Source organism: Paraburkholderia sp. RHO2, from assembly GCF_050955445.1.
Taxonomy (GTDB): domain Bacteria; phylum Actinomycetota; class Actinomycetes; order Mycobacteriales; family Mycobacteriaceae; genus Prescottella; species Prescottella agglutinans_A.
The window spans coordinates 237,939-258,223 of sequence record NZ_CP162617.1 but is presented as its reverse complement, the minus strand read 5'-3'; the positions used below and the strand labels follow the sequence as shown (position 1 = coordinate 258,223).

Genomic DNA, 20,285 nt, shown 5'->3' with positions numbered 1-20,285 from the left:
TCACCCCATCCATTCGGGTGTGATCGGAAGGCCGTGTCGGGCCCGGTATTCGCAGAGTGCGGTGAGATTGTCCAGTTCGAGTCGGTGGCCGGCAGCGAACATGTCCCAGAAGTCCCCCACCCAGGGCTTGCGGTCCGGGGGAGCTGTCTCCGGATAGGGGTTGCGGTCGTAGAACGGGTGGTGGCAGTTCGTCCACAGCACCACCGATCCGGGCTTGTCGAACACCGTCTGCGCGTCGACCACCCGGAGCAGGTAGATCATCCACAGATGCCGACCCTGGTCCCAGGCACAGTGGTAGTCGACGGTCATCGCGTCGGGATTCGGGACGGTGCGGGCGTAGATGGTGGTGTTGCCGCCGAGTTGGTCGTGGGCCGACCACAGTCCGGGTTGATCGGTAGGGGCGAACCCCCTGAGGCTGTAGGTCCATTCCTCGAGGCTGCGGGTGTCCGACAGGTATCGGTACACGTCGCCGGGTGGTGCGGCGATGTAACCGTTGACGGTGCAGTACTCGCCGAAGACCTGCTGGTGGGGGTACACCGACCGGAGCATGTCCAGAATGATCGGGACGGTCGCCTCCCGGTCCGAGTTCTCGATTCGCAGCACGCCGGGGATCACACCACCCGGAATGTCACTGAGGGCGGGCAGAACGGTGGTCATGGTGTTCCTCCTCGGGCTGTGTGGAGGGCGCGCTCCAGGAAGGGCAGGAACGGCGGGACTTCGTCAGGGTCGCAGTCGACGACGATGAAGGCCGGACCACTGGTCACGGACGCGGCCTCGAGGGCGTCGAAGAGTTGGTCGCAGGTACGGGCTGGATACGAGGGCATCGAAGGGAACATCGCGGCGATGCCCTCAGCGATCCGGGACGGCCGGAACCGGTTGAAGCTGTATCGATCCCCGTAGAACAGCTGCTCGCGCGTGACGCACATGGCGTGGGCGTTGTTGTTGAACACCACGAAGGTGATCGGGAGGTGATACTCGATCGCGGTGTGGACCTCCAAGCCGTGCATGAAGAAGGCGCCGTCGCCGGCGATGACGAAAGTCCTTCGGTGCCGAGCGAATCCGGCACCGATCGCGGCGCCGAAACTGTAGCCCATGCCACCCATGCCGAGTGCGACGACGAACCGGCTGCCCCGGGAAACCGGCAGGTGATGCACCACCGCGGCGCCGGTGTTGCCGGCGTCGGCGAAGATGTCGGATCCGGCGGGCAGCATCGCCGCGATCGTCTCGACGGCCTCCCGGTAGCGCATTCCGGGGCCGACGGATGCCGGGACCTGTAGCGGAGTCGAGCCGCCGCGAGTGACATCGGCGCGTGTGCGCCTCGCTGAAAAGACCTCGGCGAGTTCGGTCAACGCCTCACGCAGGTCGAGGCTGGTCGCGTGCACGGTGGGCAGATACGGCGATTCGGCACCGAGGCTGGCGACCGGCACGGCCGCGGCGGCGGCGTCCAGGCCGGCGCGCGCGGTGGCGGGCAGTCGGGTGCCGACCAACAGGCACAGCGCGCTGTGCCGCACCGCCTCGATCAGCTCGGTGTGCCCCATGGTTCCGGCGACGCCACAGAACCCGTGCTGGTCGGCCGCGTAGACGTCCTTGGCGTCCGGGGCGACCCCGACGGCAGCGTCCACCGCGGCGGCGAAGGCATCCAATTGCTGCCGGGCATCGTCGCGCGCCACCTGGTCGCCGGCGATGAGCACGATCTTCCCGGTCCGCCGGGCCGCCGCGAGCAGATCCAGGATCCGTGCGAGGCCGACCAGGTCGTGCCCGGATCGTCGGGGCGGCGGACGGAAGGTGACCGCCCCGCCGACCGCGGACTGCTGAATGTCCTTGGGGAGCAGCAGTACTGCAGGCCCACCCGACCACGCCGCGGCGGCCGCCCGCTCCAGGTGACCGGCGAGGTCGTCGGGGCTCTGTACTCGGGCGCAGTAGCGGGAGATCTCGGTGAACAGCCAAACCGCGTCGATCGTTCCGGCCTTGCCACTCGAGTCCTGAAACACGCCGGTGCCCTCGAGCCTGGTCGGTGGTTGCCCGACCAGGGCCAGCACCGGCACGCGGGACGTGTAGGACTCGGCGAGCCCGGCCACCAGGTTCATTGCGCCGCCACCGGATGTCGCAGCCACCACACCCAGGCCGCCAGTTGTGCGGGCGTAGCCGTCGGCCATGGTCGCCGCGGCGAACTCGTGCTTGGCCACCACCCCCTGCACGCGGCGGTCGGTGGCGAACAGCGCGTCGTAGAGGTCCTCGATGTTGGCGCCGTCGACCCCGAAGATGTGGCGCACCCCCAGGTCGGCGACCGCGTCGACCACGGCGTCGACGACCCGAGTGCCGCGCTGAACCGGGTGTCCGGTTGCGGTGTCCATGCTGTTCCTCCAGATTTCGGAGCGGTTGCGCCGCTCAGGACGGACGGTGTGCACCGGGGCGCGACCGGCGGGGTGTCACCTCGGCATCGCTGCCCCATCGAGTGAGACTGGCCCGCCGGTACCGGCCGGCGAATGCATGCAGCATGATGAATCGAGCGAACGGGGGCAGGACTCCGGTGGCCACCCGATACCGTTCGTCGTCCAGGCCGTCGACGACCCAGGGCACCTCCCGCGCCAACTCGAGTTTGGGCTTGTTTCTGACGATGTCGCGTCCCCAGTCGTCCCACTGCCGGCGGGTGATGGTGCGCGAGACGACCGGCATCATCTCGTCCTCCTCACTGCGCAGGTGCGGCAGCAGCACCGCCTCGAGCTGATCGAGCGCCGCAACCACCAGTCGACGAGTCCCGAGGGACTCGACGGCGCGGTAGGTTCCGGCGGCAGCGCAGAGGTGGTCGATCTCCGGTGAGATCCGGGCGTGGTCGGCGTCCATCCGATCCAGCAGCGCACCGGCGGCCGGGTTCAGCCGGCGGATCAACGGCCACAGGGACTCGTCCTCGGTGACGTGGTGGAAGCGCAGGTACCCCATCATCCAGATCAGGTGGTCGGCGAGGGCCACCCGCTGCGATTCGTCGGGCGGAATCGGTGAGGTGAGGACGGCGCGGGTGCGGGTCAGGTCGCGGCGCAACGCGTCGTGCAAGATCGCCATCATCCGCGTGTCAGCCGGACCGGTCGGGTCGGGTGCCATGACGTCACCTCCGTTTCGAGGAGCACCCTTCACGTGCTCGAGATTGTGTTTCAGGACTGCTGACGCAGCACCATCTCCCCGAGGGCGACGTCGTATTCGCCTGTCGCGCCATCGAATCGGACACTGTAAACGGTGGGATAGAAGGCGGTGTGCTGGTAGGCCTGCGGCTGCTTGACGGGTTCACGAATCGACGGTCTCGCCAGCAGCCACGCCCGGGTCATCATCGGTTCCATGAAGGTGTAGTCCCCATCCCAGGACCCGTTGATGAATGTCTGCGTGAAGTCGTAGACGCCCGGGATCATGCCGGCGGTCGCGTCCAACCAATGCACCCCCATGTGGGGAACCGCCAATTCGGATGCCAGCGGCCCGGGCGGGGCGACGTAGTCTCGCGGGATGTACTCGGCATCCGGGAAACGAGCGGCCCGGTCCGCATAACCGGGTACGTTGGGATCGATCCCATGCACAGCCGCCATGTCGCTGATGTAGAAGTGCATGTCGAAATGCGGTTTGCCGAACAGGATTTCCGGTTCGTGCCCGTGCGGGTTCCAATTGAGCATGACGTGGTCGAACACCGTCGCCGATGCCTGCTCGGGCAGGTCCAGCATGAACGTCGCACCGCTGTTGGGCAGCCCGTCCAGTGCGGTCGCCGACATCCGGATACCGACCGCGGCCGGTTCACCGTTCGTGTCCACGGTGGTGTACGTCCGCACCGACCCGTCGCCGACTCGCTCGGAGGCACTGAAATACGTGCGACTGTCCTGCGGCCCGGCCGCTGCGGCGCTGCACCCGACCATGGTCACGCACGCCGCCAGCACCAGACTCACGGAGCGGAGCACTCGATGGTGTCGCATGATGCGGCCCCTCTCACTCAGGTGTCGGGCCTCACACGCCGCGCAGAGCGCTCGGCGCCCACCTGTCCGGCGTGCGGCGATTCGGCACCCGACCACGATTCCTGTGCGTCCCGTGCCGCATGACGTGTGATTACCGTCAGTGTGGGCCCGGGACCAGGCCGGGAACCATCCCACGCTCGGGGGATATCCGAGCCGCGGCCTGCCGGCGCATACTGCTGACTTTCACGAATCCGGACGCGGATCGGACGGGTCCACCCACTCCCCCGAAATCCCGCCGTCCCACGTGAAACACTGCACTACATGCGCGGAATCATTCTGGCCGGTGGCACGGGCAGCCGGCTGCACCCGATCACGCTGGGCGTGAGCAAGCAGCTGGTGCCGGTCTACGACAAGCCGATGATCTACTACCCGCTGTCGACGCTGATGCTCGCCGGGATCCGCGACATCCTGATCATCACGACGCCGGCCGACGCCGACCAGTTCCGGAATCTGCTGGGCGACGGCTCCCGGTTCGGCATCTCGCTGAGCTACCAGGTGCAGCACGAACCGAACGGTCTCGCGCAGGCGTTCGTGTTGGGCGCCGAGCACATCCGCTCGGACTCGGTGGCCCTGGTGTTGGGCGACAACGTCTTCTACGGTCCCGGCCTGGGCACCACGCTCACCCGCTTCCACGACGTCAAGGGCGGCGCAGTGTTCGGGTACTGGGTGTCCGATCCGGGCGCGTACGGCGTCATCGAGTTCGACGACGCGGGCACCGCGATCTCCCTGGAGGAGAAGCCGACGGCGCCGCGGTCGAACTACGCGGTCCCGGGGCTGTACTTCTACGACAACGACGTCGTCTCCATCGCCCGCGATCTGAAGCCGTCGGCGCGCGGCGAGTACGAGATCACCGACGTCAATCGCACCTACCTCGAGGCCGGACGGCTCCAGGTGGAGGTGCTGCCGCGGGGCACCGCGTGGCTGGACACCGGCACGTTCGACTCGCTGCTCGATGCGTCGAACTACGTGCGCACCATCGAACAGCGGCAGGGCCTCAAGATCGGTGTGCCCGAGGAGGTCGCGTGGCGGCGCGGGTTCATCACCGACGACGAGTTGCGCGAGCGGGCGCAGCCCCTGATCAAGTCCGGCTACGGCACGTATCTGCTGGGGCTGCTCGAGCGCGGCAGAGAATGGTGACCATGGACTATCGGGAGTTGAAGGTGCCGGGCGCGTGGGAGATCACGCCCCGCCAGTTCGGCGATCACCGCGGGGTGTTCCTGGAGTGGTTCAAGGAGCCCGGCTTCTCCGACGCCGTCGGCCGCACACTGGATCTGCAGCAGGCCAACTGTTCGGTCTCCGCGGCCGGCGTGCTGCGCGGCATCCACTTCGCCGACGTCCCGCCCGGGCAGGCCAAGTACGTGACCTGCGCCAAGGGCGCGGTGCTCGACGTCGTCGTCGACCTGCGCGCCGGGTCGCCGACGTTCGGGCAGTGGGACTCGGTGCTGCTCGACGACGTCGACCGCCGCGCGATCTTCGTCCCCGAGGGCCTGGGCCACGCGTTCCTCTCCCTCGAAGACGGCTCGACGGTGATGTACCTGTGCTCGACGGGCTACAACCCCGACCGCGAGCACGAGGTGAGCCCGCTCGATCCGGGGATCGGCATCGACTGGCCCGTCGTCGGACGCGACGGCACCCCGCTGCAGTGGACGCTGTCGGACAAGGACCTCGCCGCCCCGACCCTCCGGCAGGCACTCGACGCGGGCCTGCTGCCCGTCTATCAGGAGGGAATCGACTGAGCCGATGAGCGCCCGGGGGATCCGCCGCGCGAGCGCTGCGATCGCAGTGCTGGCGGCCGCGGGCCTCGCGCTCGTGTCGGTTCCCCTCCAACACGGCACACTCGGCGCCCCGGCGCCGACAACGGTCGTCGCACCGGCTCCCCCACCGCCTCCGCCGCCCACTCCGCTGGCGCCCGACGAACTCTCCACCCGCATCGTCCCGACGATCGTGACGCTCACCACGCGCTCCGGGCTGGGCACGACGGCGGGCACCGGGATCGTGCTGGGCCCCCGCGCCCCCCGCGGATCGGACACGATCGTGCTGACCAACCACCACGTCGTCGACGGCGGCACGGAGATCGCGGCGACCAGCATGCGCGACCGGTCCGCGTACGCCGTCGAGGTCGTCGGCTACGACAGCTCGCGCGACCTCGCGGTGCTGCGGTTGCCGGGCGCCGCGGACCTGCCGCCGGCCCGGCTGGGATCGTCGGAGTCGGTGCGGATCGGCGACGCCGTCACCGCCGTCGGCAACGCCGACGGCGGCGGGGTGCCGGTGTCGGCACCGGGGGCGGTGACCCGGGTCGGGATGACCGTCATGACCCGCAATTCCGTCGACGGCTCCCGCAACGAGCTGTCGGGGCTCATCGAGGTGGACGCGAACGTCCGGCCGGGCGACTCCGGAGGCCCGCTGGTGAACGCGTTCGGCGACGTCGTCGGGGTCAACAGCGCCGGCAACGCCGTCCAGCCGGGGGCGCGGCCCGAACCCGCACCCAAGTCGTACGCGATCCCCATCGACGCGGCGATGGACCTGGTGGAGCAGGTGCTGTCGGGACGCGCGTCGGACACCGTGCACATCGGGCCGACGCCGCTTCTCGGGGTGAGCGTGCGCGATCACCGCGACCAGCGGACCGGGACGCAGTCCGGGGCGGAGGTGACCGTCGTCGGCTACCGCAGCCCCGCCGAGGGCGTCGGGCTCGTCCGCGGGGACGTGATCGTCGAGTTCGACGGCGTCCCGATCCGCTCGTCCGCGGACCTGAATCTGCGGATGATCGCGCTGCACCCCGGCGACCCGGTGCGCCTGCGCTGGATCGACGCCGCCGGCGCGGAGCGATCGGGTTCGCTGGTGCTGCAGGAGGGGCCGCCGCGCTGACGCGCGCTACCCGATGCCGAGCTTGCCCGCCAGCCGCTGCAGGTAGCCGACCACCTGCTCCTCGTCGGCGTCAGGCATGCCGAACAGCGCCTCGCTGACGCCGAGGTCCCGCCAGCGGGCGAGCTTGTCGGCGTCGGGCCTGCCGGCCAGGACGACGATCTCGGGCTGACCGGCGCGACCGGCGTCTGCCCAGATCTTGCGGAGCAGCGTGACGTTGTCCTCGATGCCCTGCTCGATCGGCGTGGTGATCCAGCCGTCGGCCGAGCGCGCGATCCACGCGAACGTCTTCTCCGACGCGCCCGCGCCGACGAGCACCGGCGGTCGCGGCTGCTGAATCGGCTTGGGCCACGCCCAACTCGGACCGAACTTCACGAATTGCCCGTCGTACGACGCTTCTTCCTGCGTCCACAGTGCCTGCATCGCCTCGAGGTACTCGCGGAGCGCGGTGCGGCGCTTCTTGGGGTCGACGCCGTGGTCGGCGAGTTCCTCGGCGTTCCAGCCGAATCCGACGCCGAACGTGACCCGACCGCCGGACAGGTGGTCGAGCGACGCGATGGTCTTGGCGAGGGTGATGGGGTCGTGCTCGAGCGGCAGTGCCACCGAGGTGCCGAGCCGGATCCGCGAGGTCACGGACGCGGCGGTACCGAGCGCGACCCACGGATCGAGCGTGCGCATGTAGCGGTCGTCGGGCAGCGTCTCGTTGCCGGTGCCGGGGTGGTTCGACTCCCGGTTGACCGGGATGTGGGTGTGCTCGGGTACGTAGAACGCGTCGAACCCGGCCTGTTCGACCGCGCGTGCGGCGGCCGCGGGGGTGATGCCTCGGTCACTGGTGAACAGGCTGATGCCGTAGCGCACGATCTGACTCCTCCGGGTTGGTCGGTGCCAGAAATGTAACCCGTTCTACCCCGGACCGGAAGCTCTTCCAGACAGGCGTCCAGACGGTTATCGGATCTTGAAGATCACCGCACGCTGGACGACGAAGTTGATGACCGTCGCGGTGCCCTGTGCAATCACGAAGGCCAGCGGCGTCCGCCACCACGTGTCGGCGAGGTTCTCGGACAGCACCCGGTTGATGCCCACCTGCACCGCGAACGTGACCGCGTAGAGCACGACGACCGCGACGAACCGCAGGCGACTCGGCTCGGCCTTGAACGTCCATCGCCGGTTGATCAGATAGGCGGTGGTGGTGCCGGCGACGAAGCTCAACGCCTTCGCCACGTCCCGGGTGACACCCAGCGCCATGAACAGCACATACAGTCCGTAGTCGACGACGGCCGAGAGGCCGCCCGTCGCGACGAAGCGCACGATCTGCGTCTTCAGGTCCGGTGCGGTGTCCGCGATGGAATCGGTGACAGGGATCTCGACCGGCAGCGGGACGTGCGGTTCGTGGGCGTGAGGGGTTCCGGACACGCAACGAGACTAGGCGACCGGATTCGACTTCACGGCCGTGACGTCCCGCACAGCGCATGGACCTCGAGTGCACTCGAGGTTGCAAGATCAACGTCATGACCGTTTACACGCTGCCCGATCTCCCGTACGACTACGCCGCCCTCGAGCCCCACATCTCCGGCAAGATCATGGAGCTCCACCACGACAAGCACCACGCCGCGTACGTCGCCGGCGCCAACGCCGCCCTCGACAAGCTCGCCGAGCTCCGCGAGGCCGACGCCGTCGCCCCCGTGGTCAACCTGCACGAGAAGAACCTCGCCTTCCACCTCGGCGGCCACACCAACCACTCGGTGTTCTGGAACAACCTCTCCCCCGAGGGCGGCGACAAGCCCGACGGCGAACTCGCCGCCGCGATCGACGACTTCTTCGGCAGCTTCGACGCCTTCCGCGCCCACTTCTCCGCCAACGCCAACGCCATCCAGGGCTCCGGCTGGTCCATCCTCGCCTGGGACTCCATCGGCCAGCGCCTGATCATCGTCCAGCTCTACGACCAGCAGGGCAACATCAGCATCGGCCTGACCCCGCTGCTCATGCTCGACATGTGGGAGCACGCCTTCTACCTCGACTACCAGAACGTCAAGGGCGACTACGTCAACGCCTTCTGGAACATCGTCAACTGGGCCGACGTCGCCGACCGCTTCGCCAAGGCACGCACCCAGACGGCCGGACTCATCGTCCCCGCCTGATCCATCTCCACCGTTTTGCGCACTTGTCGGTGTTCTCGAGGCCCGGGAAAGACCGACAAGTGCGCAAAACGCGGGTCGAGAAGTTGTGGATCGGCGCACTCTTTCCGAAGGGCCGGTACTACCGCCAGGTAGCCTCGTAGCCGATGTCCGAGACAGCAGAAGAGACGGCTCACGAGCCGCTCCCCACGCAGACCCGCACCCTCACCGGATGGGGACGCACCGCGCCCACCACCGCACAGGTGCTGTCCACGCCCGACGTCGACGTGATCGCCAAGGCGGTCGCCCAGGTGGCGGAGCAGAACGAGTCGAAGCCGTCGCACCTGCGACGCGGCGTCATCGCGCGCGGCCTCGGCCGCTCGTACGGCGACCCGGCGCAGAACGCGGGTGGGCTCGTCGTCGACATGAACGCGCTGAACCGCATCCACAACATCGACGCGAACACCCGTCTGGTGACGGTCGACGCTGGTGTGAACCTGGATCAGCTGATGCGCGCGGCGCTGCCGTTCGGCCTGTGGGTCCCGGTGCTGCCGGGCACGCGCCAGGTCACCATCGGCGGCGCGATCGGGTCCGACATCCACGGCAAGAACCATCACAGCGCCGGCAGCTTCGGCAACCACGTGCGCTCGATGGATCTGCTCACCGCGGACGGACAGGTCCGCACCCTCACCCCGGCCGGCCGGAACGCCAAGCTGTTCTGGGCGACGGTCGGCGGCATGGGCCTGACGGGCATCATCCTCAAGGCGACCATCGAGATGACGCCGACCGAGACCGCGTACTTCATCGCGGACGGCGACGTCACCCACACGCTCGACGAGACCATCGCACTGCACAGCGACGGCAGCGAGAACAACTACGACTACTCGAGCGCGTGGTTCGACGCGATCGCGCCGGAGCCCAAGCTCGGTCGTGCCGCCGTCTCGCGCGGCAGCCTCGCCAAGCTCGATCAGCTGCCGACGAAGCTGCAGAAGAACCCGCTCAAGTTCGACGCGCCGACGCTCCTGACGTTCCCGGACATCTTCCCCAACGGGCTGGCGAACAAGTTCAACTTCTCGGCGATCGGCGAGGTCTGGTTCCGCAAGGCCGGCAACTACCGCGGCAAGGTCCAGAACCTGACGCAGTTCTACCACCCGCTCGACATGTTCGGTGAGTGGAACCGGGCCTACGGCTCCAACGGTTTCCTGCAGTACCAGTTCGTGGTGCCGCCGGAGGCCGTGGGCGAGTTCAAGCAGATCATCCGCGACATCCAGTCGTCGGGGCACTACTCGTTCCTCAACGTGTTCAAGCTGTTCGGCGAGGGCAACAAGGCACCGCTGAGCTTCCCGATGGCCGGGTGGAACATCTGCGTCGACTTCCGGATCAAGCCGGGCCTGAACGAGTTCGTGACCGAACTCGACAAGCGCGTGCTCGAGTTCGGCGGCCGCCTGTACACCGCGAAGGACTCGCGGACTACGGCCGAGACGTTCCACGCCATGTACCCGCGGATCGGCGAGTGGATCAAGGTCCGCCGATCCGTCGACCCCACAGGCGTTTTCGCCTCCGACATGTCCAGAAGGTTGGAACTGCAGTGATCAACGCCGTCGGCAATCCCCAGACCCTGCTGCTGCTCGGTGGCACCTCCGAGATCGGTCTGGCGATCTGCGAGGAGTACCTGAAGAAGTCGCCGCTGCGCGTGATTCTCGCTGCGCTGCCGAACGATCCCGGCCGCGACGCCGCCGTCGCGCAGATGAAGGCCGCGGGTGCCACGCAGGTCGACCTCGTCGACTTCGACGCGCTGGACACCGAGAGCCACCCCAAGGTGATCGACGAGGCGTGGTCCAAGGGTGACGTGGACGTCGCGATCGTCGCGTTCGCCCTCGACGGCGACGCCGAGGAACTGTGGCAGAACCAGCGCAAGGCCGTGCTGGTGGCGAACGTCAACTACACCGCGGCCGTCTCGGTGGGCGTACTCGTCGGCGAGAAGATGAAGGCGCAGGGCTTCGGCCGCATCGTCGCGATGTCGTCGGTGGCCGGCGAGCGCGTCAAGCGCGCCAACTTCGTGTACGGCTCCACCAAGGCCGGCCTCGACGGCTTCTACCTGGGTCTGGGCGAGGCCCTGGCCCCGTTCGGGCCCAAGGTCACCGTGGTGCGCCCCGGCATGGTGCGCACCAAGTTCAGCGCGCACGTGAAGGAAGCCCCGCTGACGGTGAACAAGGAGGACGTCGCCGCGCTCGCGGTGGCCGCGTCCGACAAGGGCAAGGAAATCGTCTGGACGCCCGGTCCGTGGCGCTTCGTAATGATGGGCCTGCGCCACGTCCCGCGCGCGATCTTCCGCAAGCTGCCGATCTAGGCAACCGCACTCGCGAATCGGCCCACCACAGTGCACTGTGGTGGGCCGATTCGTGTCCCGGGGCCGCACCCCTACATAGCTGCGCGCGGCGGGGCGGGGACGGGCCTCATGTCATTGCCGGTGTTCGGCTTGACGCGCTGCCACGTGCCGTCGCTCTTGCAGGTCTGGTAGGTGCCGTCGGGGTGGTATACCTTGCTGCCGACGCTGTAATCCTTGCCGTCGTAGACACATACGGTCGTCTGGGTTCCGTCGGGGGCGGTGCGGATCTCGGCGTGGGCAACCGCGGCCTGGGCGCCGAGCAGGCCGCCGGCGACGAGTGCAGAAGCCGCGAGAGTCTGGGCGATTCGAGAGATCATCTGTGGTCCTTCGTTTTCGGGGGAGGCGGTCCGGATGGACTACTCAAATATGGAGTTCCGCCGCGATCGGGACCAGGCACCCAAGGATGCAAGTTCGACCACCCCTCGCCTACCCGCTTCGGACGGCCGTTCACGCGCGGGCGATGATCTCGTCCGCGAAACGTCGGACCGCATCGAGCCGGGCCGTCCGACTCGCGAAGTCGGCGCCGTACAGGTGCCGGGGCGAGACCCGGCACTCGGTGACGCCGATGTCCGCCAACGCCCGGTACCCGCCGCGGTCGGCACGCCGCAGACCCGGTTCGCTGTGGCCGCCGACGTAGATCGGCACGGGACGGTCCGGTGCGGGGCTGATCATCACCGCCATGGTCGCGATCTGCTTCGCGGTGAGCAGCGGATCGCGCAGCGGCAACTTGACGGCGTTGGTGTAGAAGCGACCTTGCCGTCGAGCATGGGCAGCGCCGCCGGCGTCGCGCTCACCGTCGCCGTCATGCGCGCGCATCCGGATCGAGGACCACACTGAGCGACACGATCTTGCAGTCGTCGTCGAACTCGAAGAGGTCGGTCGACACGAAGTCCGGCATCCCGTCCAGGTGGACGCGCACCTGCACGGCGGCATGACGTCCGCTCACGGTGATCGGCGAGAACCGACTCACCGTGAACGGAACCGCCGCGTTCCTCTCGTCGAACTCCCGGATCTCGGCGAGACCCCGGTAGGTCTTTACACCGAGAGGCTCGTGCTGGACAGCGTCGTCTGCGAACAATCGCACCAGTTTCTCGACGTCGTGATTACCCAGGTGTGCGATGTACGACTCCACCGCTGCGCAGATGTCACTTCGACTCGGCAAGACCCACTCCTTCGTCCGTCGGTAGAACTCTCTCGGTGTAGCGCTGGCAACAACTCGGATCAGGCGACGACTCCGCGGTCGCGGAGGAACTCGATGATCCGTTCGCCCGCCTGTTCCGGCGAGGTGGTCGTGGTGTCGATGCGGACATCCGGGGACGTCGGCGGCTCGTATGGGGAGTCGATGCCGGTGAAGTTGGCCAGTTCACCGCGCCGGGCCTTCTTGTAGAGCCCCTTGGGATCCCGCTCCTCCGCGATGTCGATGGGGGTGTCGACGAACACCTCGCAGAATCGGTCCTCACCGATCAGTTCGCGAGCGGCGTCGCGTTCGGCGCGGAACGGAGAGATGAAGGACGCCAGAACGATCAGCCCGGCGTCGGCCATCAGCCGCGCCACCTCGGTGACCCGTCGGATGTTCTCGACCCGGTCGGCCTCGGTGAACCCGAGGTCGCGATTGAGTCCGTGGCGGACGTTGTCGCCGTCGAGGAGGTAGGTGTGGCACCCGAGCGAGTACAGGCGACGCTCGAGCTCGTTGGCGATGGTGGACTTACCCGAGCCGGAGAGCCCGGTGAACCAGAGGATCTGCGGCTTGTGCCCGTTCAGCGTCGCGCGGGCCTCCGCGTTGACGTCCACGGCTTGCCAGTGGATGTTGTCCGAGCGCCGCAGCGAGTGGCGGATGAGGCCCGCGCCGACAGTGGTGTTCGTCAGCCGGTCGATCAGGATGAAGCCGCCCATGTCACGGTTGTCGGTGTACGCGTCGAACGGGACCGGACGGTCGAAGCTGATGTTGCACACACCGATCTCGTTGAGGGCCAGCGTGTTCGTAGCGGTCTGCTCGAGCGTGTTGACGTTGACCTTGTACTTGGGCCGGGTGATGCGCGCCTGGACGGTCATCGTGCCGATCTGGCACAGGTAGGGGCGCTCGGGCAGCATGTCGGCCTCGCCCATCCACACCACCTGCGCCTCGAACTGGTCCGCCACCCCCGGAAGGGCCTCGGCCGCAACGAGGACGTCGCCCCGGCTGATGTCGATCTCGTCGGTCAGGGTGATGGTGACCGACCGACCGGCCACCGCCTCGTCGAGGTCGCCGTCCATCGTGACGATCCGATCGACCGTGGATTGCTTGCCGCTGGGCAGCACCCGAACCCGATCACCGGGGCGCACGACGCCGCCGACGACCTGCCCCGAGAACCCGCGGAAGTCCAGATCCGGCCGGTTCACCCACTGCACCGGCATCCGGAATGGTGCGCTCCGCAGCTCGTCCTCGACCTCGACCGTCTCGAGATGATCGATCAGCGTCGGCCCCTGGTACCACGGGGTGTTGGGACTCGGCTCGGTGAGATTGTCACCGACATACGCGGACATGGGGATTGCGACGACGTGTTCCAGGGCGATCTCGGCGGCGAACGAGCTGTACTCGTCGGCGATGCGCTCGAAAACCTCCTGCGAGTAGTCGACGAGATCGAGCTTGTTCACCGCGAGCACCACGTGCCGGATACCGAGCAGGGAGACGAGGTAGGAGTGCCGACGGGTCTGGGTAAGCACCCCCTTGCGGGCGTCGACCAGGATCACCGCGAGTTCCGCCGTCGACGCACCGGTGACCATGTTGCGTGTGTACTGCTCGTGGCCCGGGGTGTCGGCGACGACGAACTTGCGCCGCTCGGTGGTGAAGTAGCGGTACGCGACGTCGATCGTGATGCCCTGCTCGCGCTCGGCCGCCAGACCGTCGACGAGCAGCGCGAAGTCGAGACCTTCGCCCTGCGTGCCCACCTTCTTCGAGTCGCTCTCGAGGGCACTCAGCTGGTCCTCGAACACGAGCTTCGACTCGTACAGCAGCCGGCCGATCAGCGTGCTCTTGCCGTCGTCGACACTGCCGCACGTGATGAAGCGCAGCATGCTCTTGTTCGCGTGCCGCTCGAGGTACTGCTCGATGTCGTCGGCGATCAGGTTGGACGAGTGTGCCATCAGAAGTACCCCTCCTGCTTCTTCTTCTCCATCGAGGCGCTGCTGTCGTGGTCGATCACGCGTCCCTGACGCTCGGACGTGGTGGTGAGCAGCATCTCCTGGATGACGTCGGTCAAGGTCGTGGCCGTGGACTCGACGGCGCCGGTGAGCGGGTAACACCCGAGCGTCCGGAACCGGACGCTCTTGAGCTCGGGAACTTCCCCGGGCCGCAACGGCATCCGGTGGTCGTCGACCATGATGAGCGTGCCGTCGCGTTCCACGACGGGCCTCTTCGCCGCGAAGTAGAGCGGCACGATCGGGATGTTCTCCTGCCGGATGTATTCCCAGACATCGAGTTCCGTCCAGTTCGACAAGGGGAACACCCGTAGCGTCTCGCCGGGCGACTTCCGGACGTTGTACATCCGCCACAGCTCGGGGCGTTGCCGCTTGGGATCCCAGCGGTGCTCGGCGGAGCGAACCGAGAACACCCGCTCCTTGGCGCGCGACTTCTCCTCGTCCCGGCGCGCGCCACCGAACGCGGCGTCGAACTTGTGGAGGTCGAGCGCCTGCTTGAGGCCCTCGGTCTTCCACATGTCGGTGTGGGTCGACGACCCGTGCGTGAACGGGTTGATCCCCTTCTCGACGCATTCCGGGTTCCGATGGACGATCAGATCGAAATCCCCTGCCTCCGCGCTCTTGTCGCGGAGCTCGTACATGTCGCGGAACTTCCACGTCGTGTCGACGTGCAGCAGCGGGAACGGCAGCCGCGACGGGTAGAACGCCTTGCGCGCAAGGTGCAGCATCACCGCGCTGTCCTTGCCGACCGAGTACAGCATCACGGGGTTCTCGCTCTCCGCGACGGCTTCCCGCATGATGTGGATGCTTTCGGCCTCGAGTCGTTCGAGGTGGGTCAGCGCCCGTGTCATCGTGCCAGTACCTCCAGTACGGTGCCGGCCAACTCGGGTCGGCAGATCAGCAGATCGGGCAACCAGGGATTCTCCCGGTTGTAGACGAGCTCGGAGCCGTCGATGCGCGAAACATGCAGTCCCGCAGCGCGAGCCACCGCGGCCGGAGCAGCCGAGTCCCATTCGTACTGTCCGCCGGCGTGGGCGTAGACGTCGACATCGCCGCGGACCACCGCCATCGCCTTCGCGCCGGCCGAGCCCATCTCGACCAGTTCGGCACCGAGCGCGTCGGCCATCGCCATGACGGGTTCGGGACGGCGGGTTCGACTCACGACCACCCTGGGGGCACCGCCCGTCGGCGCCGACGGCGTCGGCGTGTCCGAGGTCGAGTACGTGACGCCGAGTGCCGGCATCGCGGCCGCGCCGACCGTCAGTCGTCCGCGCTCGACGAGCGCGACGTGGACCGCCCAGTCGGCGCGGCCGAGTTCGCCGAACTCCCGGGTGCCGTCGAGGGGATCGACGATCCACACTCGCTCCGCGCCGATCCGTGCGAGGTCGTCGGCACCCTCCTCGGAGAGCACCGAATCGCCCGGGAAGCGGTGGGCGAGCGCGCCGACGATGAATTCGTGACTGAGCCGATCGGCGGCCCGGCGGACCTCGGCGGGATCGGCGTCGACCAGGACCAACTTCTCGCGGTGGTCGAGCAGCAATCTCCCCGCCCCGGTGGCGATTTCGACCGCGGCGTGCCCGTCCCGGCCCCGCCCGCTCGCGAGGTCGGCGGCCTTCTCGGTCACAGCCCGATTCGTCATGGGAGTGACTGTAGCCACAGAATGAACATCGTTCAATCCCAAAACGAACATTGTTCATTCTTGGCGGCGGGTTGGAGCGCCGAGGCTTGGTCCCCGCCCGCACCCCGGCTACGGTGGTGCGGTGGGTGAATCGAACGGAGGGTCGATCTACGGCGACGCGGAGGCCCGGCGACGCAGGACGCTCGACGCTGCCGCGGCACTGCTGGACGAGGGCGGCTACTCCGCCCTGACCATCCGGTCCGTCGCGAAACGATCGGGCACGAGCACCGGGCTCATCTACCAGTACTTCGCCGACAAGCAGGAGATCTTCATGGCTCTCCTGAACGAAAGTCAGCTCGAGTCAACAGCATTCGTTGTCGGACTGCCCCGCGATCGGGGCGTCACGGCACTGCTCACCGAGGTGATCGCCGAGTCTGCCCGACAGTGGGGTCGTGTCGGACGCGTGACGTCGATCTGGCGCGACACCGAGGGCTCGAGCGGTTCGGACCGCGAATCCATCCGCGAGGTGCACCGAACCGCCGCGCTCTACAACGAGGAACTCCTCAGAGCCGTCACCGAAGCCGCCCTGAAGGAGGGCCGGACACTGCTCGACGACGACGCAGCCCTCCCCTTCCTGTTGTCGGGGCTGCAAGGTGTGGCCGACACGATCGTCAACAACTGGGCCTCGCACCTCGACCCGGCCAAGTTCGCGGCGTTCTCCGCGGCCGCGCTCACGCGCGCGATCACACTGACCGAACCGATCAGCTGATCGCCTTCGCGCGGCCGCGGTGGCCCGCTCGGATCAGCCCAGCGGCCTGAGGCTCGTCAACCGGCTCGCGATCGGCGCCCGCCACTCCTCGAGATCCTCCGGACCGTTCTCGGCCCACAACTCGTGGAGCTCCGAGGTGTCGCTGTCGGCAATCGCGCGTTCGAGTGTCGAGATAATCCACGCGCGCTGCTCCGGGGTCAGGGACCCGACGTACGCAGCCACGTCGATGCCGTCGAGCTCCGGGGTCGACGGCCGGAGCCCGCGAGCCGTCGCGACGACCTCCGCGAGCGCGATGGCCGCCTGCGCGTCGTCGGCCTCGAGGTAGTCCTCGTCGACGTGCCCGCAGTAGTCGTCGATGTCGAAGTCACCGGCCCGCAGCGCCGCGAGCAGATCGCCCGCTCCGTCGTTCTCGAACGGTCCCGAACCCCACGTCCCCATAACCCACTCCTCCTGATCTGCGGGCCGCTCTGCCCGTCGTTCAGACCCTACGATCGACCGGTGACAGTCCGCGTCAGCGCGCCGACTCCCAGGCGGAGAGCACGGTACGGACACCGGTGACGAGCGCGAGCGGCTGATCGATCATCACGTGGTGGCCCGCATCGGGGATCTCGGCGACGATCGCCGCCGGCCCGAACCGCTCGCGCATCTGCTCCATCAGCTCGTCCGAGATGATGCCGTGCTGCGCCCGGAAGAACGCGACGGGGCACCGGGCCTCCGCGACGGACAGCGTGTCGCCGCCGGACCTGGTGAACATCGCCGGGTCGAACTTCCACGACCACCCGCCGTCGACGGCCATGAGCGACGTTTCCGCGACATGGTCGAGCACGCACGGCACAGCCGTCTCCTGCGGCGGGACGAACCGGAACCGGGCGAGCGCCTCCTCCCGGGTCGGGTAGACCTTCTTCGGGCCGAACGCCGCCTTCCGCCGGGCCGCCTCCTCCTCGGGGGTGCGCTGACGGATCGGCGAATCGATGATCTGGACGCCCGCCAACCGGTCGCCGTGGAGGTGCGCCGCCACGAACGAGACGATGCCACCCATGCTGTGCCCCACCACGACCGGCGCCCCGTCGATGCCCGACGCCGACGCCACCGCGACGATCTCGTCGGCCCACTGATCCAGCGAGTAGTGCTCGCGGGTGCCGCTGTCGCCGTGGCCGCTCAGGTCGAGGGCGACGACGCGACGACCGTCCGCGAGCTGCGGTCCGACGTGGTCCCACCAACGCGAGTGGGCGGCGCCGCCGTGCACCAGGACGAGCCCCGGCCGGCCCGACTCACCCCACACCCGGAACCGGATGTCCGCGCCGTCGACCCACACGCTGCCGGTCTCCACCGGGGCCGCCAGCGCGTCCCGGAACCACTGCGGTGTCTGCGGGTGCTCGTCGCTCATTCCTCGAACCTACTGAAGACCGATCCGAACACGACGCCCAAGTAAGCTCGGGCCGTGTCGCAATCAGGTGCAACCTCCCTCGCCGAGCCGCGAGTCGCCCCTGCCCGACTGGCCGGTGGAACCGTCGTCGAGATGATCCTCGCGGGCATCGTGGCCGCGATCGTCGCCGCAGTGGGACTGTTCGCGTTCGGCCAGGTGTCGTGGCCCGCGTTCCCGTCGTCGAACGTCACGCAGGCCGTCACGACCGTGGGGCAGGTCGTCACGATCGCGGTGCTTGCGTTGTGTGTCGTCCTCTTCCGGGCCCGACGGTGGATCCGCGCGGCGACCGTACTGTCGTGGGCGGCTCTGTCCGGGTTCGTCACGGTCACGCTCGGGATGCCGCTCAGCGCCACCAAGCTGTACCTGCACGGCGTTTCGGTCGATCAGGAATTCCGCACCGAATACCTCACGCGGATGACCGATTCCGCCGCCCTCCACGACATGACGTACGCGGACCTGCCTCCGTACTATCCGGCGGGCTGGTTCTGGATCGGCGGACGTGTTGCGAATCTCCTCGGCCTGGACGGCTGGGAGGCCTTCAAGCCGTACGCGATCGCCTCGATCGCGGTGGCGGCTGTCCTCGCGCTCGTGTTGTGGAACAAGCTGATTCGCGCCGACCGAGCCGTCGTGGTGGCGCTCGCCGCGGCGGCGTTGGTGATCGCCTACGGGTCCGCGGAGCCGTACGGCGCCGTCATCGCCATCCTCATCCCACCGGTGCTGGTGCTCGCGTGGGGCGGGCTGCACCGACCGGAGAAGACCCGGGGCGGCGGCTGGGGGGCCGTCGTCGGCACCGGCGTGTTCCTCGGTGTCGCGGCGGCGTTCTACACGCTGTACCTGGGCCTGGCGGCGTTCGCCGTCACGCTGATGGCAGTCGTCGCGGCGGTGCTCGCGGTCCGCGCGCAGGGCTCGTGGCGCGCGCTGCTCGATCCGCTGCTGAGACTGGCCGTCACCGCCGCGGTCGCCGTCGCGATCGCGCTCGTCGTCTGGCTGCCGTACCTGCTCGAGGCGCTGCGCGGGTCACCGGCCGACAGCGGCACCGCAACCCACTACCTGCCCGACTCCGGTGCGCACCTGCCGCTTCCGATGTTCCAGTTCTCGCTCGCCGGGACCCTGTGCCTGCTCGGCACGATCTGGCTGGTGAGCCGGGCGACGTCGTCGCGGCGCGCCCAGGCGCTCGGCATCGGCGTGGTCGCGATCTACCTGTGGTCGCTGATGTCGATGGCGTTCACCGTTCTCGGCGGCACCCTGCTGTCCTTCCGCCTCGAGCCGGTGCTGATCGTGCTGCTCGGCACGGCCGGCGTGTTCGGCTTCCTCGAATTCTCCCGGTGGATCGTCCTCGCCACGAGCGAGAATCCCCGCGTCACGGCGTCCCTCGTCGCGATCGGGCTCGCCGGGTTGATCGCATTCGTGCAGAACATCCCTCAGGTGCTCGCGAGCGACATCACCATCGCCTACACCGACACCGACGGCGACGGCGTCCGCGCCGACAAGCGCGCGCCCGGTGCGGCCGCGTACTACGGCGACGTCGACCGGATCATCATGGAACACCGACCCGGCGAACGCCACGACACCGTCGTCCTCACCACTGACACGAGCTTCCTCAGCTTCTACCCGTACTACGGGTTCCAAGCGCTGACGTCGCACTACGCGAACCCCTTGGCGCATTTCCGCGAACGCGGGGAGGCGATCGAGAGCTGGACCGAACTCGAGACGCCGGACCAACTGGTGTCGGCGCTCGACGGACTGCCGTGGCGCGCACCGGATGTGTTCGTCTTCCGCAAGAGTTCGGACGGATACACCCTCCGCCTCGCCGAGGACGTCTACCCGAACGACCCGAACGTCCGCCGCTACAGCGTCACGTTCCCGAAGAAGCTGTTCGACGACCCGCGCTTCACGATCGACGAGGCCGGACCGTTCGTGATCGTGACACGCACGGGCTGA

22 protein-coding genes are annotated in these 20,285 nt (G+C 68.1%); 8 read left to right on the top strand and 14 right to left on the bottom strand.

The window, feature by feature from the left end:
- The 4 genes from ABTV10_RS01090 to ABTV10_RS01075 are packed head-to-tail and all read right to left on the bottom strand — an operon-like array spanning position 1 to position 3,950.
- Positions 1–657: a hypothetical protein gene (locus ABTV10_RS01090; protein WP_499031982.1), complete on the bottom strand. Its 657-nt coding sequence runs from the start codon at positions 655–657 to the stop codon at positions 1–3.
- Positions 654–2,354 carry a thiamine pyrophosphate-binding protein gene (locus ABTV10_RS01085; protein ID WP_499031981.1) on the bottom strand — a complete coding sequence of 567 codons (1,701 nt, stop codon included), beginning with the start codon at positions 2,352–2,354 and terminating at the stop codon, positions 654–656. The genes ABTV10_RS01090 and ABTV10_RS01085 overlap by 4 nt, the downstream gene beginning before the upstream one ends.
- Before the next feature lie 34 nt (positions 2,355–2,388).
- Positions 2,389–3,099 carry a hemerythrin domain-containing protein gene (locus ABTV10_RS01080; RefSeq protein WP_499031980.1) on the bottom strand — a complete coding sequence of 237 codons (711 nt, stop codon included), beginning with the start codon at positions 3,097–3,099 and terminating at the stop codon, positions 2,389–2,391.
- A gap of 50 nt (positions 3,100–3,149) precedes the next feature.
- Complete coding sequence (locus tag ABTV10_RS01075; protein ID WP_499031979.1) at positions 3,150–3,950, bottom strand: DUF5602 domain-containing protein; 801 nt, start codon at positions 3,948–3,950, stop codon at positions 3,150–3,152.
- Between the two features lie 300 nt (positions 3,951–4,250).
- Between ABTV10_RS01075 and rfbA the strand changes: the two genes are divergently transcribed.
- Genes rfbA through ABTV10_RS01060 form a run of 3 tightly spaced genes read left to right on the top strand, consistent with a single transcriptional unit; the run spans position 4,251 to position 6,854 of the window.
- A complete protein-coding gene (gene rfbA / locus ABTV10_RS01070) occupies positions 4,251–5,126 on the top strand; it encodes a glucose-1-phosphate thymidylyltransferase RfbA (protein WP_499031978.1) in 876 nt (291 codons plus the stop codon).
- Between the two features lie 2 nt (positions 5,127–5,128).
- A complete protein-coding gene (locus tag ABTV10_RS01065; protein ID WP_499031977.1) occupies positions 5,129–5,725 on the top strand; it encodes a dTDP-4-dehydrorhamnose 3,5-epimerase family protein in 597 nt (198 codons plus the stop codon).
- A gap of 4 nt (positions 5,726–5,729) precedes the next feature.
- A complete protein-coding gene (locus tag ABTV10_RS01060; RefSeq protein ID WP_499031976.1) occupies positions 5,730–6,854 on the top strand; it encodes a S1C family serine protease in 1,125 nt (374 codons plus the stop codon).
- A 6-nt stretch (positions 6,855–6,860) separates the two neighbouring features.
- Here the strand turns inward: ABTV10_RS01060 and ABTV10_RS01055 are convergent, their stop codons facing one another.
- The gene (locus ABTV10_RS01055) at positions 6,861–7,709 is read right to left on the bottom strand and encodes an LLM class F420-dependent oxidoreductase (protein ID WP_499031975.1); all 849 of its coding nucleotides are present in this window, start codon (positions 7,707–7,709) and stop codon (positions 6,861–6,863) included.
- A gap of 87 nt (positions 7,710–7,796) precedes the next feature.
- Positions 7,797–8,264: a GtrA family protein gene (locus ABTV10_RS01050; RefSeq protein WP_499031974.1), complete on the bottom strand. Its 468-nt coding sequence runs from the start codon at positions 8,262–8,264 to the stop codon at positions 7,797–7,799.
- Positions 8,265–8,359: 95 nt separating this feature from the next.
- Here ABTV10_RS01050 and ABTV10_RS01045 point away from each other — a divergent pair, with 95 nt between their 5' ends.
- From ABTV10_RS01045 to dprE2, 3 genes are all read left to right on the top strand, one after another.
- Positions 8,360–8,989, top strand: coding sequence for a superoxide dismutase (locus ABTV10_RS01045; RefSeq protein WP_499031972.1), 630 nt, complete (start codon positions 8,360–8,362; stop codon positions 8,987–8,989).
- 143 nt (positions 8,990–9,132) lie between these two features.
- On the top strand, positions 9,133–10,557 hold the full coding sequence (gene dprE1, locus ABTV10_RS01040; protein WP_499031971.1) for a decaprenylphosphoryl-beta-D-ribose oxidase: 1,425 nt from the start codon (positions 9,133–9,135) through the stop codon (positions 10,555–10,557).
- Positions 10,554–11,315 (top strand): decaprenylphospho-beta-D-erythro-pentofuranosid-2-ulose 2-reductase, encoded by a 762-nt coding sequence (gene dprE2 / locus ABTV10_RS01035; RefSeq protein WP_499031970.1) that lies wholly within the window; start codon positions 10,554–10,556, stop codon positions 11,313–11,315. The genes dprE1 and dprE2 overlap by 4 nt, the downstream gene beginning before the upstream one ends.
- 71 nt (positions 11,316–11,386) lie before the next feature.
- Here the strand turns inward: dprE2 and ABTV10_RS01030 are convergent, their stop codons facing one another.
- The 6 genes from ABTV10_RS01030 to ABTV10_RS01005 all read right to left on the bottom strand — a co-directional run bounded on the left by ABTV10_RS01030 (position 11,387) and on the right by ABTV10_RS01005 (position 16,170).
- Positions 11,387–11,671 carry a hypothetical protein gene (locus ABTV10_RS01030; RefSeq protein ID WP_433609095.1) on the bottom strand — a complete coding sequence of 95 codons (285 nt, stop codon included), beginning with the start codon at positions 11,669–11,671 and terminating at the stop codon, positions 11,387–11,389.
- Positions 11,672–11,801: 130 nt separating this feature from the next.
- On the bottom strand, positions 11,802–12,170 hold the full coding sequence (locus ABTV10_RS01025; protein WP_499031968.1) for a hypothetical protein: 369 nt from the start codon (positions 12,168–12,170) through the stop codon (positions 11,802–11,804).
- On the bottom strand, positions 12,157–12,516 hold the full coding sequence (locus tag ABTV10_RS01020) for a nuclear transport factor 2 family protein (RefSeq protein ID WP_499031967.1): 360 nt from the start codon (positions 12,514–12,516) through the stop codon (positions 12,157–12,159). Before ABTV10_RS01020 ends, ABTV10_RS01025 begins: the two co-directional genes overlap by 14 nt.
- A gap of 59 nt (positions 12,517–12,575) precedes the next feature.
- The gene (gene cysN / locus ABTV10_RS01015) at positions 12,576–14,477 is read right to left on the bottom strand and encodes a sulfate adenylyltransferase subunit CysN (RefSeq protein WP_499031966.1); all 1,902 of its coding nucleotides are present in this window, start codon (positions 14,475–14,477) and stop codon (positions 12,576–12,578) included.
- Positions 14,477–15,382 (bottom strand): sulfate adenylyltransferase subunit CysD, encoded by a 906-nt coding sequence (gene cysD, locus ABTV10_RS01010; RefSeq protein WP_499031965.1) that lies wholly within the window; start codon positions 15,380–15,382, stop codon positions 14,477–14,479. The genes cysN and cysD overlap by 1 nt, the downstream gene beginning before the upstream one ends.
- On the bottom strand, positions 15,379–16,170 hold the full coding sequence (locus ABTV10_RS01005) for a 3'(2'),5'-bisphosphate nucleotidase CysQ (RefSeq protein ID WP_499031963.1): 792 nt from the start codon (positions 16,168–16,170) through the stop codon (positions 15,379–15,381). Before ABTV10_RS01005 ends, cysD begins: the two co-directional genes overlap by 4 nt.
- 121 nt (positions 16,171–16,291) lie before the next feature.
- Here ABTV10_RS01005 and ABTV10_RS01000 point away from each other — a divergent pair, with 121 nt between their 5' ends.
- Positions 16,292–16,918 (top strand): TetR/AcrR family transcriptional regulator, encoded by a 627-nt coding sequence (locus tag ABTV10_RS01000; protein ID WP_499031962.1) that lies wholly within the window; start codon positions 16,292–16,294, stop codon positions 16,916–16,918.
- Positions 16,919–16,951: 33 nt separating this feature from the next.
- Here ABTV10_RS01000 and ABTV10_RS00995 read toward each other — a convergent pair whose 3' ends face one another.
- The gene (locus ABTV10_RS00995) at positions 16,952–17,356 is read right to left on the bottom strand and encodes a DUF4259 domain-containing protein (RefSeq protein WP_499031960.1); all 405 of its coding nucleotides are present in this window, start codon (positions 17,354–17,356) and stop codon (positions 16,952–16,954) included.
- A gap of 73 nt (positions 17,357–17,429) precedes the next feature.
- A complete protein-coding gene (locus tag ABTV10_RS00990) occupies positions 17,430–18,305 on the bottom strand; it encodes an alpha/beta fold hydrolase (protein ID WP_499031958.1) in 876 nt (291 codons plus the stop codon).
- A 54-nt stretch (positions 18,306–18,359) separates the two neighbouring features.
- Here ABTV10_RS00990 and ABTV10_RS00985 point away from each other — a divergent pair, with 54 nt between their 5' ends.
- Positions 18,360–20,285, top strand: a complete 1,926-nt coding sequence (locus ABTV10_RS00985; RefSeq protein ID WP_499031957.1) for a galactan 5-O-arabinofuranosyltransferase — start codon at positions 18,360–18,362, stop codon at positions 20,283–20,285.

Bases quoted from the DNA above. Each gene is read 5' to 3' on its own strand.
- ABTV10_RS01005 (WP_499031963.1), bottom strand. From the start codon at position 16,170: ATGACGAATCGGGCTGTGACCGAGAAGGCCGCCGACCTCGCGAGCGGG.
- cysD (WP_499031965.1), bottom strand. From the start codon at position 15,382: ATGACACGGGCGCTGACCCACCTCGAACGACTCGAGGCCGAAAGCATC.
- ABTV10_RS01065 (WP_499031977.1), top strand. From the start codon at position 5,129: ATGGACTATCGGGAGTTGAAGGTGCCGGGCGCGTGGGAGATCACGCCC.
- ABTV10_RS01025 (WP_499031968.1), bottom strand. From the start codon at position 12,170: ATGCGCGCGCATGACGGCGACGGTGAGCGCGACGCCGGCGGCGCTGCC.
- ABTV10_RS00990 (WP_499031958.1), bottom strand. From the start codon at position 18,305: ATGAGCGACGAGCACCCGCAGACACCGCAGTGGTTCCGGGACGCGCTG.
- ABTV10_RS01030 (WP_433609095.1), bottom strand. From the start codon at position 11,671: ATGATCTCTCGAATCGCCCAGACTCTCGCGGCTTCTGCACTCGTCGCC.
- rfbA (WP_499031978.1), top strand. From the start codon at position 4,251: ATGCGCGGAATCATTCTGGCCGGTGGCACGGGCAGCCGGCTGCACCCG.
- ABTV10_RS01075 (WP_499031979.1), bottom strand. From the start codon at position 3,950: ATGCGACACCATCGAGTGCTCCGCTCCGTGAGTCTGGTGCTGGCGGCG.
- ABTV10_RS01080 (WP_499031980.1), bottom strand. From the start codon at position 3,099: ATGGCACCCGACCCGACCGGTCCGGCTGACACGCGGATGATGGCGATC.
- ABTV10_RS00995 (WP_499031960.1), bottom strand. From the start codon at position 17,356: ATGGGGACGTGGGGTTCGGGACCGTTCGAGAACGACGGAGCGGGCGAT.
- cysN (WP_499031966.1), bottom strand. From the start codon at position 14,477: ATGGCACACTCGTCCAACCTGATCGCCGACGACATCGAGCAGTACCTC.
- ABTV10_RS01090 (WP_499031982.1), bottom strand. From the start codon at position 657: ATGACCACCGTTCTGCCCGCCCTCAGTGACATTCCGGGTGGTGTGATC.
- ABTV10_RS01045 (WP_499031972.1), top strand. From the start codon at position 8,360: ATGACCGTTTACACGCTGCCCGATCTCCCGTACGACTACGCCGCCCTC.
- ABTV10_RS01085 (WP_499031981.1), bottom strand. From the start codon at position 2,354: ATGGACACCGCAACCGGACACCCGGTTCAGCGCGGCACTCGGGTCGTC.
- dprE1 (WP_499031971.1), top strand. From the start codon at position 9,133: ATGTCCGAGACAGCAGAAGAGACGGCTCACGAGCCGCTCCCCACGCAG.
- ABTV10_RS01060 (WP_499031976.1), top strand. From the start codon at position 5,730: ATGAGCGCCCGGGGGATCCGCCGCGCGAGCGCTGCGATCGCAGTGCTG.